Raw genomic sequence first — 13032 nt, forward strand, 5'->3', positions numbered from 1 at the left:
ACAGAAATGCAAAAGAATAAAAGGGCTATTAAGAGGAGACTGAAATGTTTTTCTCCTTTTTCTCCTGCTTGATCTTATCAATGATTCGTTTGGATTCAAATACGACCACGCCTGATAAACCGATGAGGCCAATCAAGTTTGGAATAGCCATCAGCCCATTGAGCATATCTGCCAAGCCCCAGACAAAGTCATTTTTAAACACAGCGCCAAAAAAGACGGCGATGACAAATAGAATCCGGTAATACATCACGTGCGAGTCTTTGACTAAGTATGTAAAGCATTTCTCCCCATAATACGACCAGCCGATGATGGTGGAGTATGCAAACAACAATAAGCCGATGGCGACAATAATTGAACCAATTGGACCGAGGAAATAAGAAAAGGAAACGGAAGTGAGTGCATCACTGCTCCCTGATTGATACATGTTTGCCATCACAATCGTAATCCCGGTAATAGAACAAACAATCATTGTGTCAATGAAGACCTGTGTCATCGACACAAGGGCTTGGCGAGCAGGCATATCGGTTTTGGCAGCGGCTGCAGCAATAGGAGACGATCCAAGACCTGCTTCATTGGAAAATACGCCTCGTGCCACACCCCAGCGGATCACCGTTCCGATGGCACCGCCAGCAACGGCTTGACCTGTAAAGGCATCAGAGAAAATGAGCCCGACGGCACTTGGGACTAGATCTGCATTCATAACAAGAATGATCAGCCCGCAAATGACGTAGAATAAAGCCATGACGGGTACAAAAATAGCCGTCACACGGCCGATACTTTTAATCCCGCCTAAAATCACGAGTGCCGTAAAGGCGGTAATGATGATCCCTGTCACCCATGTCGGGATGTGAAACGTTGAATACATGACCCCTGAGATGGAGTTAGACTGCACGAGGTTTCCAATCCCAAAGGCAGCACTAGCGCCAAACACAGCAAACAGCACCCCAAGCCATTTTTGCTTTAAACCATGCTCCAAATAGTACATAGGTCCGCCAGACATTTCACCTTTTTCATTTTTTACGCGGTATCTGACTGCAAGAACAGCTTCAGCATATTTTGTCGCCATTCCAAAGAACGCTGCAAACCACATCCAAAAGACGGCGCCTGGTCCGCCGGCAATGACAGCAGAGGCGACCCCCACAATATTTCCCGTTCCAACCGTAGCAGCAAGAGCTGTCATTAATGCTTGGAAGTGAGAAATATCACCTTCTGAAGTCTTATCCTGCTTTGAAAATGCAAGCTTAAGCGAATAGGGGAGCAGCCTAATTTGAATAAAAAGCACGCGAAAGGTAAGGTAAATCCCTGTTCCCACAATGAAAAGCAAAAGCGGCGGTCCCCATAATACATCATTAATCCTGCTGACAAACTGTTCAACCCATCCCATAAGTATCCCCCTTTTTTTGTGCAATTCTCCTAAAGTGTCACCTTTTTTTGTATAATGTGTCAATGCCGATGGGAGTTTTTCTTGCAAAGTTTCCAAAAGAAAAAGAGCTTGATATGATAGAGAAAAGGTTTTCGAAAGGGACTCTTAGGGAAAAGATAGGAGGAGAATGAAGGATGATTCATGTATTATTCGTATGCCTCGGCAATATATGCAGGTCACCGATGGCAGAAGCGATGTTTAGAAAACGAGTAGAAGACGAAGGACTGAGTGAGCACTTTGTCATTGATTCAGCAGGCATTGGCGGCTGGCATCAAGGCAGTCCTCCGCATGAAGGAACACGAAAGCTGCTGGATGAAAAAGGCATCAGCTATGAAGGAATGACCGCAAGACAAATCAGGGATGAGGACATCACCACATATGACTATATCATTGCGATGGATGCTGAAAATGTAGGGGCCCTCCGCAGTATAGCCGGCTATGGAAAACATCACTTTATTGGCCGTCTTCTTGATTTTGTAGAAGACGACGATCGAGATGATGTACCAGATCCTTATTACACTGGGAACTTTGAGGAAGTACATGATTTAATTGAGACAGGAATTGATCGATTTTTGACGTATGTAAAAAAAGAGAAACACCTTTAACTGAAAGGAGATCAGATGAGATGGAAGAGAATAATCAACTCATGCTTCGAGGAGCCGTCATAGGCGCAGCCTGCGGCATATTGCTGACATTGTTTCATCGTCCAACAAGGGTTGCACTGAAAGAGAAATGGAATGACTGCCAGCAAAAGCTGGATGAATACCGCCAGGAGCCAGGCAAAATGTCTGCTTGCGTGAAAGAAAAAATGGAAGAAACGAAGCAGCTGATGAGAACGGTCTCAGATGATTTATCATTTTTAAATGAACAGGTCAATCAGTTAAAGGAAACAACCCCAAAAGTATTAGAGATTATTGAAGAAACAAAGGATCACTTTCGAACGAAACAGAAAGACTGATCATTGGAGATGAGACGTATGGTTTTTGTTAAAGCGTTAATTGAACGCTTTTTGCTGCATGAAGGACCGGCAAAATCAGCTGAGCTTGCGTACTTCTTTTTGCTTTCATTATTTCCGTTTCTCATCTTCGTGCTGACGCTTGTTGGCTATTTGCCGCTAACGTCAAAGGATGTCTTAAGCGTGATTTCTGGTTATGCGCCAGAGGGAGCGCTTTCGATGATTGAATCCATTGCCGAACAGACGCTGAACAACCGTAACGGGGGATTATTATCTTTTGGGATTATTGCCGCCTTATGGTCTGCATCCAACGGCATTAATGCCGTTGTTAGAGCATTTAACCACGCATACGAAGTTGAGGAAAATCGTTCCTTCATTCTCGTACGTTTAACATCAATCATCTTAACCATTGCGATGGTTCTTACGATTATTTTCGCCTTAATGCTGCCTGTCTTTGGAAAAGAGCTTGGCTTATTTCTCGCCAAATTAGTCGGACAGTCCGATGCGTTTCTGACCATTTGGACAGCGATGAGGTGGATTATTAGTCCACTGATTTTACTGATTGTTTTTACATCCCTATATTATTTTGCCCCTAACATCAGGCTGAAATTGAAATTTGTGCTGCCGGGCGCCATATTCGCATCTGTTGGCTGGATTCTCGTCAGCATGCTGTTCTCATTTTATGTAGGCGAATTTGCCAACTATAGTGCGATGTACGGAAGCATTGGGGGAATCATTATCTTAATGATCTGGTTTTATTTAACCGGCATCATGATTATCCTCGGAGGCGAGCTCAATGCGCTTTTACATAAGCGTAAAATCATGCCAGGCAAGCTGTAAAGAAAACAGGGCATCCTAAAGAAGAACGAACGTGTTCAATCTTGACGGATGGGGGAATCACATATGTCCAAACAATCGAAAAAAGGCGGAAGCAACACAAAACAAAACAAAGGCCATCAGCCAAAGCACAAAACAAGCGGAAGTGCGAATGGGCAAAATGGGTATCATTAGGTGAAAAACTCCTCTGCATAGGTGCAGGGGAGTTTTTAATGATTCAATATCCGTATATAACGTTTCAGGAGAAAAGTTGCATCAGGCTTTGGCTGATAGTTTGGATCGAGCTGAAAGCCTGCTTTCATCGCAACACGTTCACTTCTGACATGCCCAACAGGACAAAAGATTTCAAATCCATCGACTTCAGGAGCAAAGGCATCTGTCATAAATTTCACTGTTTTGGTCACAATACCTTGCCCTTGCGCATCTTCACCAATCCAATACCCAATATTGCCTATCGGATGCTGAAACGTCATGCGGAATACACCGATTAATCGATCGTTTAATACGATACCCGCTTCTATATCTTTTTTTTCAGCATAGGCAGTGCGGGCAGATTGAATAAATGATTGAACATCTTCTATGCGATGACAGTGATTCACCCATGGTAGCCACTCTCCCAAGTGATCTTTATTCTGCTGGATAAGTGCAAATAATGCCTCTGCATCGGCTACTTGTAAACACGCCAATTTTAAGTCATCTGAAATGTTAAATGTAAACAAAATAGATCCTCCATTTAGTTACTTTCAACCACTGCCAGCGTCTTCCCAAATCGAACACAGCAAAACACAAATAAAATCACAATGCTGACAAGATAGAGTAAATTCATTCCCTCGAACGTCTGCACAAAGAATCCGCCGAGAACTGGACCGAGAATACTCCCTGCACTAAATGCCATCCCGCACATCAAATTTCCTGCAGGAAGCAGATGCTTTGGCAATAGGTCGGTCATATAACTGATGCCGAGTGAGAAAGTAGAGCCTACAGCCATACCGGCGATAAAGAAACAGATCGCAACAGCCAAAACGGACTGAATGAAAATCCCTGCCAAAAGGAAAAAGAATGAGCCAGCGAGTGTGACGACTAAAATCATGCGGCGTCTGCCGAACCGGTCGCTCAGCATACCGAGAGGAAGCTGAAAAACAATACTCCCAATCGCAAACGCAGGTAAAATAAATGCAACAGCATCTATCGTCACCCCGCTTCTTAGCGCATACACAGGGAAATTACTATTGAGCGTCGTTTCTAAAAAGCCGTAGCAAAACGGCATCATAAACGCTACCCAGCCAAATTGAAAGGCCTTTTTAAAGCGCTTTAGGCTATTTGTCTGCTCTGACGTCTGCATGTCGCCTGTATCTGGATACGTATTTTTTAAAACAAATACAAGCAGCCAAATACATAAACTAACGGCTCCTGTCACAATAAAAGGCAGGGAGGGATTGATCTCAATGAGCGGCGTTAAAAAAGGACCAGCGGCAAAACCGAGTCCAAAGGATAACCCGTACAATGAAATATTCCGTCCGCGATTACTAGAAGACGATGCATAGGTGACCCACGTTTGTGTGGAGAAATGAAGCATATGATCACCGATGCCAATCATGAGCCGCAAGAAGAACCAGACGACATAGGATTCAAAAAAGACAAAGCTAAACAAGCTTAAAAAGACAGCAGCGCCTCCAATGACGATCAATGGCTTAAACCCGAACCGGCGAAGTGGCGCTTCCATAAAAGGAGACGCAAGCAGCACGCCAAGATATAAGCCTGTGGCATGCAGTCCGTTTAACGTAGGGGAAGTGCCGGCATGTTCGAAAATAATCGAAATAACAGGCAATAACGCCCCCTGCGAAAAACCAGAAACGGATACAAGTAAAATTAAAATCATAAAATGAATTCTCGACATCAGAAGCTCCTTACAAGTTCATGCTTTCATCGTACAATGTAACCATAGGGGTTTCAATAGAAAGGTGGAAAAGGAATGAAGCTGACATATGAAAATGATCGCTGGATCGCAAATGCTGATTATGGACTGCTGCATATTTCAGGAAATAAAGAAGCGGGATACCGGCCGCATCAATTGTTTACCTCAGCCATTGCTGGATGCTTTGGAGAAATGTTCATTCATGTATGCCGGAAAAAACGAATATCTTATCAAAGGCTGACTATCGTACCTGAAACGACAAGAGAAGGGACTGTCAACAACATCACCCGCATTCACTTACATATGATTTTAGAAAGCATCAATACATCTGATGAACAGCTGGAAAAAGGAATGAAGCTTGCGTTGAAGCATTGTTCCATGGTGCAATCCGTCAAAGGAAGTATCGACATCACCCTTTCACACGAGCGAATCTAAATGTATATGATGCCGGCACTCACGAAAGAATAACAGTCAGATATGATGTAAAGGAGATTGGCTGTATGAATCGTTTGTTTCTTGTGATTGTCGCAATCGGTGTTCCGTTATCTGTCATTGGCAGTTTTCTTCATTTCCCGCAGGCAGTCATGTTTGCCGTCTATTGTATCGCCATCATCGGTCTTGCTAGTTTTATGGGAAGAGCCACAGAAAGTCTTGCCATTATAGCGGGACCAAGAATTGGCGGGCTGTTAAACGCTACTTTTGGGAATGCAGTGGAGTTAATCATTTCATTTTTTGCATTAAAACAAGGGCTCACTGCCATTGTTCTTGCTTCACTTACTGGCTCGGTGATCGGGAATTTACTGCTCGTGGCAGGGCTGTCTTTTTTCGTTGGCGGGTTAAAATTTAAACGGCAAGAGTTCAACGTCCATGATGCAAGGCATAACGCCGGATTGCTCATGTTTGCCATTATTGTGGCGTTTGTCATTCCAGAAGTGTTTTCAATGGAGATGGCAGAGGATAGACAATTTGTTTTAAGTATTGGCATTAGCATTGTCATGATTTTGCTTTATGTCGCAGCACTTTATTTCAAACTGGTCAGCCACAGGGGTGTTTATGTTGCCAAGCAGGAAATTGCGGAAGGGGAAGCAGCGACGGAAGAAGAAACACCAGAATGGTCTGGGAAGTTTGCCACGGCGATTTTACTCCTTGCGACAATTGCTGTGGCGTATATTTCAGAGCGGCTCGTCCATACATTTGACACAGTCGGAGAACAGTTTGGCTGGAGTGAACTATTTATCGGGGTCATCATTGTTGCGATTGTCGGTAATGCAGCAGAACACGCTTCTGCCATCATCATGGCGTATAAAAACAAAATGGATGTCGCGGTCGAAATTGCTTTCGGTTCCACGCTTCAAGTTGCCATGATGGTCGCACCGATCCTTGTGATCAGCTCTCTTTTTTTTGAAAAGCAAATGCCGCTGATCTTCTCATTACCAGAGCTTATTGCGATGGCATCCTCTGTTTTACTGACGGTCATCCTATCGAATGATGGGGATACGAACTGGTTTGAAGGCGCCACATTACTTGCTGCCTATTTCATTATGGCGATTGGATTTTTCCTTTTATAATCTTTTGTGGATAAGGGACGTCTTTCGGGAAAATACTATGGAAAAATGAATGAGAAAGAGTGATGATATGAAAAAGATGCCCCGCATCATGTTTGTTGTTCTCTTATCCTTAAGTTTTCTATACAGCTTTCCAGCCGAGGCAGCAAAGCCGTTTAAGGTGCCATCGTCTGTCGCCAGTATCTCAAAGGAAAATACGTATCCAAATGCGTCACAGGATCAACCGCTGCTACAGCCGAGCGAGCTGACGGCCGAATTATTTAAAACAACAAGTGTACCAATTGAAAATACACATTTAATTAAAATGCTGAATGAATCCAGTATCTCAGGTACACCGCTAGCAGTTGGCTACAGGGCAACGATTTTTCTTGGAAGATGGGCACTCAGCTATGATTCAAACGAAACCGTCGCCAATTGGGAATACAAAAAAGTGAACACGAATCACATTGATAATAGAGGCGGAAACAAAACAGTCATCGGCAAATATGTGCAAAAACAACAAGTAAAAGTAAGTGGAGGGCTCACAGCAAAAGTACCAAACCCAGAAGATGTGAAAACATTGATGATGCAAAAAGCCATCCAAAAAACAAAACTTCCGCTCGCCTTCGACACAGTGATTGGTGCAGGAACAAAGCGAGATCAGTCCTACCACGTATCTCCGAAAAAAGCAGCATCCCTGCATGCATACGCTCCAGCCATTAACGAAAAAGGAAAGGTTACTTACGGAGAAGTGTATCTTGTGCTCAAGGGAAATAAACGCAAACTTGTCGTGAAAAATGTGACATCACAAGGAATCGGCGCTTGGATTCCTGTTCAGGATCACCTGACGTTTGGGTTTCAAGGGATGAATTAAAAACAGTCATCTCCTCTTACCAAGGGGAGATGACTGTTTTTTGATTAAGATGTCCTATCTTTTTTCTTTTTCATTTCATGAATGTAAAAATCAAAGGCGTTATATAAAAACCATACAAAGAAAAGAAAGAGAAAGACTTTAGTGAATATCGTCAAATTGTTGAAAATTAAGCATAGGCCAATAAGAGGGAGGATCATAAAGCCATAATACGAAAACCACCATGTTTTAAAAATGAAACTCAGCTCCTTGGTTATTTGTGGAAACGACTCTTTCTTCATATTACATGGTCTTGAGTAGAACGTAAACCTTACCTAGACAATAAAAAAGCCAACGCAGAAGTTGAATGAACCCAACAACTACGATGGCTTATGCTTTTTATTCCCCTAAATCCACATTATGATAAACCTGCTGCACGTCTTCAAGCTCTTCTAATACATCGATGAGTTTTTCAAATTGTGCTTTCGATTCATCATCTAATGTCACTTCGTTCTGAGGCAGCATTGTGATTTCAGCGACAGTAAATTCTTCTACGCCTGCCTGTTTGAAGGCTTCTTGAACTTGATGGAATTGATCTGGTTCAGCGTAGACGATCACCGTATCATCTTCTTCCATAATGTCACGTACATCAATATCTGCTTCCATTAAAAGTTCAAGCGTTTCTTCTTCACTTTTCCCCTCGACACCGATCACCGCTGTTTGGTCAAACATGTAAGCAACAGATCCACTGACGCCCATATTTCCGCCGTTTTTCCCAAATGCTGCACGAACATCAGACGCTGTGCGGTTGACGTTATTGGTCAGGGCATCAACGATCACCATAGATCCGTTTGGACCAAATCCTTCGTAACGCAGCTCATCGAAGTTCTCTTCTGCGCCGCCTTTTGCTTTTTCAATCGCACGGTCCACAATGTGTTTTGGGACACTATATGTTTTTGCACGTTCTAGGACAAAACGAAGTGCTTGGTTTGATTCTGGATTTGGCTCACCTTGCTTGGCAGCCACATAGATTTCACGCCCGAATTTTGCGTAAATACGACTTGTATTGGCATCCTTTGATGCTTTCTTTTCTTTAATGTTGTTCCATTTACGACCCATCTTATTCACTCTCTTTCAATTAGTAAATACACAGTATGAGGGTCCCCATGCTGCATGAAATCAATCTGCCTTCTATTATACATGAATCAGTCAAGAGGGTAGAAGTAAGAGGGCTGAAAAGAAAAGAATTCCTTAGCTGATATGTCCAAGTTGTTCAAGCGTCTTATTTTTCTCATGCGGTCTAGTCAGCTCATCACACCGAATGATTCTACCATCTAATAAAGTAAATAACGCCATCACATCTATTAGACCGTGGTCTCCTGTGGACAGCTCAACATGTACAGTGTAACGAAAACACCCTTGCTGAGTCTCTTCATCAAACAACATATCATGAAAGGCGGGGATGTCGAGCTGTTTGGTCATGACTTTTAATGTGGAGAGATGCTTTTTAAATTCATTAAGGGAAGAGACCTTTCCATCAGTGACTTGCTGATAATCTGAAGAAAAATAAGTCTCCACCTTTTCTATATCTAATTGGATTAACACCTCTTGATACATTTGCTTAATAAAAAAATCGCTTCAGTTTTTCTCAATGTAAACATCCTTCCTTTTAGTTAACCGGTTAACTATATAATATTATAATTAACCAGTTAACTAAAAATAATCAAAAACATAACCCCATCACAAATGAGGTTATGTTGCAGGCTGTGGATAGACGAGATCCTCAAGCAATTTCACATCATGCTGATGAAGTTGTGTGATCATTTCTTTTCTCACAGCAAGGGCGGCTTCGAAATATTTTTCGTCCTCGACCATTCCTTTTACTGTGATCTCAATCCCGCGATTCAACTTATTGAGTCCCATAATGCCATGAACCTGGAAGGGTTCAATGGCGTTTTGGAATTCATCTTTTTTCAATAAATCATGATGCGTTTGATTTAACTGATCACATGCTGTTTCTAGCGCCTTGAAAGCAATGTCAGGATTTTGATTTGCGCTGATTAAGACAGACTCGGTGATTCGCATGTAGTGCATATTGTAGTTTTGAATTTGCCGGATGTCTCCGTTAGAGATGGTTAACAGCTTGCCGCTCCATTCTCTAATTTGCAAAGAGCGAAGGCCAATCTCTTCAATCGTTCCGTTAAAAAGATTGTTCACCGTCACATAGTCCCCTTTATGAATCTGGCGTTCATAGATCAGGAAGATGCCGGCTAAAATATCACGAATCAAGGTCTGAGCGCCAAAACCAATGACAATCCCAGCAACACCAGCACCCGCAAGAATTTTCCCAAAGTCATGAAAGAATAGAGAAATCACATATAAGACAAAACAAATGGAAGCTGTATACTTTGAAACGGATTTGATCAAGCTCTCAATCGTTTTTTTCTTCTTGTCTTCAATGAATTCAGTTCGTTTAAAGAAAATCTGAAGCGCTTTGTTGATCATAAAAACAGCAAGCCAAAGAATGAGTCCAACAAGGAGAATTTCAATGTATTTGTTCTTGACCACTGTCAGAAATGTTTCGTCCATCTATCGGTTACCCCCTGGCTGTACGAGAAGTAAAATCAACATCTTGATAATAACTGTTTTTCACAAGAACATTTGGACCAAGGCATTGCACACTTGGGCAATGACAATTGAGTTCTTTCGCCAATTTTGTGTTCATCCAGCGTGTATAGGCTGATTGCAATGTATCAGTTTCAATATTTCCAAGCGGCGGTGTATCGCCAAAGTCTGTTACAATAATATTCCCATCAAAAATATTCACATTCAACCGAGAGCGGCCATCAGGGTCATTTCGTACAGTGACATTTTTCGCCTGACGCAATCGCTTTAGGAGACGCTGGTCTTCTTCATCTGGACTGCATGAATAAAATGGCAAGGTGCCAAACAGCATCCATGTGTTTTCATCACGAATATCAAGCAGCTGATGAATCGCATCACGCATTTGCGGAAGCGTCAATGATTCAAGGGCGCTCGCAAAATCACTTGGATACATCGGATGAACTTCATGACGCTGACATTTCATCTCCTCCACGATTTGACGATGGATGTGTTCAATATAAGGAAGCGTACGCTTATTCAGCATCGTTTCAGCGGACACTGTAACACCGGCTTTCACAAGTGCCTGACTGTTGTCGATCATGCGGTTAAACAATTTCTCGCGCTGCTGAAAGGTTGGCTTTCGGTCCATCATTGCAAAACCAACCGTAGCAAACTCTTCGACAGTCCCCCAGTTATGTGAAATGTGAAGGACATCTAAGTATGGAATAATCTCATCGTATCGAGCCAAATCAAGTGTTAAATTTGAATTAATCTGGGTACGGACGCCGCGTTCATGGGCATACTTTAATAAAGGTACGACATATTCGCGTACAGATTTAAGAGAAAGCATCGGCTCTCCGCCTGTGATGCTAAGGGAACGCAAGAGCGGTACTTCATCTAAACGGCGGAGCAGCAAATCAAGTGGCAGTGCATTTGGGTCTTTAGGCTGCAAAGTATAGCCAACCGCACAGTGCTCACATCTCATGTTACATAAAGTTGTTGTCGTCAATTCAATATTTGTCAGCTTCATTTCTCCGTAATCCTGCACATCGAGATAGGCTTCCCAAGGGTCGAATGCAGGTGTAATCGGACGAAGTGCTGTTTTTTGGTTCATGGTATCTATCTCCTTTTCATTCGGGCAAACAAACGTAGACCCGCCAACAGTTAATTTTAAGCCCCATGACCGTTATACGCAAGGGGGGGGAGGGGCTCAATTGATTTACAAGGGAAAAAAAGATAAGCTATAGACAAATGCTAAAGGGAGTGTATCTATGGGCAAGGCAGCAGACAGCAAAGAACAACAGGTGGATTATTTAAAAAACCGATTAGATATGTTTATGAATGTGATTGATTCATTAGATCCCGAATCAACGGACGTTGAGGATATAGACAGACTGATCCAGATGATTGACGATCTGGAAGCGAAATATGAACGGTTTAAAACCGATTGGAAGGAAGAATAGCTCGCGCTGATGCGGGCTTTTTTCTTTAAATTGGCAGGTCAAAAAGCGTATGAGTACCCGGCATATTCTGCACAATAGAAGAAAAACCGGGAAGTGACGTAAATGAAAAAATACATGCTGATCTGTTTATGTGCGCTTTTTGTATTGATGCCTCTGTCAGAAGTATCAGCAGTGTCTAATAACCCCATCCACTGGGGATTTGCTAAAAGCAAAGAGCATAAACCGGCAGATGCCGGTAAGGAACTGACGACACTCTTAAAGAAATATGATGCGTTCTATTTAGGAAACACGAAAAAGAAAGAGATTTATTTTACATTCGACAATGGCTATGAGAATGGGTACACACCCAAGATTTTAGATGTGCTAAAAAAGCATCAAGTACCCGGCACCTTTTTTGTGACCGGGCACTTCGTAAAGGATCAGCCGCAGCTGATCAAACGGATGGCAGAAGAAGGACATATCATCGGTAACCATTCCTATCACCATCCAGATTTAACAACAAAAAGTACGAAGGAAATCAAAGAAGAGCTGGATCGTGTCAATGAAGCAGTATACAAAATCACAGGAAAACAAGATAATCTCTACCTTCGTCCGCCGCGCGGGGTGTTCAGTGAAAGGGTGCTGAAGGAAACAAAAGAGCTCGGCTACCAAACCGTTTTCTGGTCAGTGGCGTTTGTGGATTGGCATATCCATCATCAAAAAGGAAAGCAGTATGCGTACAATCAAATGATGAAACAGGCGCATCCAGGTGCCATTTACTTACTTCATACTGTCTCAAGAGACAATGCAGAGGCACTGGATGATGCCATCACAGCACTGAAAAAACAAGGTTATTCCTTTAAAAGCCTAGACGATCTCATGCTTGAAAAAGTATGGCATCTGCCTCAGCTATAGAAAAAAGCTTGCAGACATCTGCAAGCTTTTTGACTTATCCTTCTCTTATTTTACGCTGGAACAAAAGGGGACGATGACGAGTAAAGGAGTCAATCAAGCCCTCACCGAAAATCGTGACGCTGATGTCCTGGCAGGCCCCAGTTCATCTCTTTTGATAAAAAGAAAAAATAATCTCCGTTTGGAAACAAAGGAACCCTCCAGTCTCCAAACGCATCTTTTTCAAATGAGCCGTATGGTGTGATCCAATAGCATTCGTGCTGCCAATCAAGTACCTGCATATATTCGTCGGTTCCGGTGATATTCTCCTGAAAAGACAGCAGTGCCTTCATTTCAAGGTCTTCATCCGCACTTAGGAGAGAAGGGTCCTCGAAATAAGCAGAGATATCATATGTGATGTAAGGAGATGGTGCTTGAAAACCGGGAAAGCGAGAGATGCTAGGGTTAAATTTAAACTTTTGATCAAATGTTTTCCATGCGTACTTTAGTTCTTTCTCTGTCAGTGGAATCCAGTTTTCCATAGTATCTCCCTTTCAAGCATTTCTCTCAA

General features: G+C 42.6%; 15 protein-coding genes and 1 pseudogene. 8 read left to right on the forward strand and 8 right to left on the reverse strand.

Translation table 11 applies throughout. The annotated features are described in order from the left end of the window. Positions 1–28: 28 nt before the first annotated feature. A complete protein-coding gene (locus BA1_RS08300) occupies positions 29–1384 on the reverse strand; it encodes an alanine/glycine:cation symporter family protein (RefSeq protein ID WP_008357707.1) in 1356 nt (451 codons plus the stop codon). A 173-nt stretch (positions 1385–1557) separates the two neighbouring features. Between BA1_RS08300 and BA1_RS08305 the strand changes: the two genes are divergently transcribed. From BA1_RS08305 to BA1_RS08315, 3 genes are read left to right on the forward strand one after another with little or no spacing between them, the layout of a single operon-like run. Then, complete coding sequence (locus BA1_RS08305) at positions 1558–2028, forward strand: low molecular weight protein-tyrosine-phosphatase (protein ID WP_008357709.1); 471 nt, start codon at positions 1558–1560, stop codon at positions 2026–2028. 20 nt (positions 2029–2048) lie between these two features. Continuing rightward, positions 2049–2381, forward strand: a complete 333-nt coding sequence (locus BA1_RS08310) for a YtxH domain-containing protein (RefSeq protein WP_008357711.1) — start codon at positions 2049–2051, stop codon at positions 2379–2381. A gap of 18 nt (positions 2382–2399) precedes the next feature. Continuing rightward, complete coding sequence (locus tag BA1_RS08315; RefSeq protein WP_008357713.1) at positions 2400–3218, forward strand: YihY/virulence factor BrkB family protein; 819 nt, start codon at positions 2400–2402, stop codon at positions 3216–3218. Between the two features lie 206 nt (positions 3219–3424). Here the strand turns inward: BA1_RS08315 and BA1_RS08320 are convergent, their stop codons facing one another. Together BA1_RS08320 and BA1_RS08325 are read right to left on the reverse strand one after the other, a co-directional pair. Beyond that, positions 3425–3934, reverse strand: a complete 510-nt coding sequence (locus BA1_RS08320; RefSeq protein ID WP_008357716.1) for a GNAT family N-acetyltransferase — start codon at positions 3932–3934, stop codon at positions 3425–3427. A 14-nt stretch (positions 3935–3948) separates the two neighbouring features. Further along, positions 3949–5112, reverse strand: coding sequence for an MFS transporter (locus BA1_RS08325; protein WP_008357718.1), 1164 nt, complete (start codon positions 5110–5112; stop codon positions 3949–3951). Between the two features lie 75 nt (positions 5113–5187). Between BA1_RS08325 and BA1_RS08330 the strand changes: the two genes are divergently transcribed. The 3 genes from BA1_RS08330 to BA1_RS08340 all read left to right on the forward strand — a co-directional run bounded on the left by BA1_RS08330 (position 5188) and on the right by BA1_RS08340 (position 7548). Further along, positions 5188–5565: an OsmC family protein gene (locus BA1_RS08330; protein ID WP_008357720.1), complete on the forward strand. Its 378-nt coding sequence runs from the start codon at positions 5188–5190 to the stop codon at positions 5563–5565. 65 nt (positions 5566–5630) lie between these two features. Beyond that, the gene (cax, locus tag BA1_RS08335; RefSeq protein WP_008357722.1) at positions 5631–6698 is read left to right on the forward strand and encodes a calcium/proton exchanger; all 1068 of its coding nucleotides are present in this window, start codon (positions 5631–5633) and stop codon (positions 6696–6698) included. Positions 6699–6765: 67 nt separating this feature from the next. Beyond that, positions 6766–7548: a YfkD famly protein gene (locus tag BA1_RS08340; RefSeq protein ID WP_008357724.1), complete on the forward strand. Its 783-nt coding sequence runs from the start codon at positions 6766–6768 to the stop codon at positions 7546–7548. Positions 7549–7923: 375 nt separating this feature from the next. Here BA1_RS08340 and BA1_RS08345 read toward each other — a convergent pair whose 3' ends face one another. The 4 genes from BA1_RS08345 to yfkAB form a co-directional block, all read right to left on the reverse strand. Then, on the reverse strand, positions 7924–8643 hold the full coding sequence (locus BA1_RS08345; RefSeq protein ID WP_007496614.1) for a YebC/PmpR family DNA-binding transcriptional regulator: 720 nt from the start codon (positions 8641–8643) through the stop codon (positions 7924–7926). 132 nt (positions 8644–8775) lie between these two features. Beyond that, complete coding sequence (locus BA1_RS08350) at positions 8776–9129, reverse strand: nuclear transport factor 2 family protein (RefSeq protein ID WP_237739204.1); 354 nt, start codon at positions 9127–9129, stop codon at positions 8776–8778. 147 nt (positions 9130–9276) lie between these two features. Next, entirely contained in the window at positions 9277–10113 is an 837-nt protein-coding gene (locus tag BA1_RS08355; RefSeq protein ID WP_008357729.1) for a mechanosensitive ion channel family protein, read from the reverse strand. 7 nt (positions 10114–10120) lie between these two features. Then, positions 10121–11242 (reverse strand): radical SAM/CxCxxxxC motif protein YfkAB, encoded by a 1122-nt coding sequence (yfkAB, locus tag BA1_RS08360; RefSeq protein ID WP_008357731.1) that lies wholly within the window; start codon positions 11240–11242, stop codon positions 10121–10123. Positions 11243–11399: 157 nt separating this feature from the next. Here yfkAB and BA1_RS08365 point away from each other — a divergent pair, with 157 nt between their 5' ends. Both BA1_RS08365 and pdaA read left to right on the forward strand, forming a co-directional pair. Further along, positions 11400–11591 (forward strand): SE1561 family protein, encoded by a 192-nt coding sequence (locus BA1_RS08365; protein WP_003218031.1) that lies wholly within the window; start codon positions 11400–11402, stop codon positions 11589–11591. 114 nt (positions 11592–11705) lie between these two features. Further along, positions 11706–12485 (forward strand): delta-lactam-biosynthetic de-N-acetylase, encoded by a 780-nt coding sequence (gene pdaA, locus BA1_RS08370; protein WP_406566817.1) that lies wholly within the window; start codon positions 11706–11708, stop codon positions 12483–12485. Positions 12486–12519: 34 nt separating this feature from the next. Here pdaA and BA1_RS08375 read toward each other — a convergent pair. After that, positions 12520–13003 (reverse strand): annotated as a pseudogene (locus tag BA1_RS08375) (DUF2716 domain-containing protein). Positions 13004–13032 lie beyond the last annotated feature (29 nt).

Origin of the sequence: Bacillus xiamenensis (assembly GCF_000300535.1) — a bacterium.
Classification (GTDB): Bacteria; Bacillota; Bacilli; order Bacillales; family Bacillaceae; genus Bacillus; species Bacillus xiamenensis.

Coding starts and splice junctions, on each gene's coding strand:
- pdaA (WP_406566817.1), top strand. CDS start 11,706: ATGCTGATCTGTTTATGTGCGCTTTTTGTATTGATGCCTCTGTCAGAA.
- BA1_RS08325 (WP_008357718.1), bottom strand. CDS start 5,112: ATGTCGAGAATTCATTTTATGATTTTAATTTTACTTGTATCCGTTTCT.
- cax (WP_008357722.1), top strand. CDS start 5,631: ATGAATCGTTTGTTTCTTGTGATTGTCGCAATCGGTGTTCCGTTATCT.
- BA1_RS08345 (WP_007496614.1), bottom strand. CDS start 8,643: ATGGGTCGTAAATGGAACAACATTAAAGAAAAGAAAGCATCAAAGGAT.
- BA1_RS08305 (WP_008357709.1), top strand. CDS start 1,558: ATGATTCATGTATTATTCGTATGCCTCGGCAATATATGCAGGTCACCG.
- BA1_RS08340 (WP_008357724.1), top strand. CDS start 6,766: ATGAAAAAGATGCCCCGCATCATGTTTGTTGTTCTCTTATCCTTAAGT.
- BA1_RS08330 (WP_008357720.1), top strand. CDS start 5,188: ATGAAGCTGACATATGAAAATGATCGCTGGATCGCAAATGCTGATTAT.
- BA1_RS08310 (WP_008357711.1), top strand. CDS start 2,049: ATGGAAGAGAATAATCAACTCATGCTTCGAGGAGCCGTCATAGGCGCA.
- BA1_RS08355 (WP_008357729.1), bottom strand. CDS start 10,113: ATGGACGAAACATTTCTGACAGTGGTCAAGAACAAATACATTGAAATT.
- BA1_RS08365 (WP_003218031.1), top strand. CDS start 11,400: ATGGGCAAGGCAGCAGACAGCAAAGAACAACAGGTGGATTATTTAAAA.
- BA1_RS08300 (WP_008357707.1), bottom strand. CDS start 1,384: ATGGGATGGGTTGAACAGTTTGTCAGCAGGATTAATGATGTATTATGG.
- yfkAB (WP_008357731.1), bottom strand. CDS start 11,242: ATGAACCAAAAAACAGCACTTCGTCCGATTACACCTGCATTCGACCCT.
- BA1_RS08315 (WP_008357713.1), top strand. CDS start 2,400: ATGGTTTTTGTTAAAGCGTTAATTGAACGCTTTTTGCTGCATGAAGGA.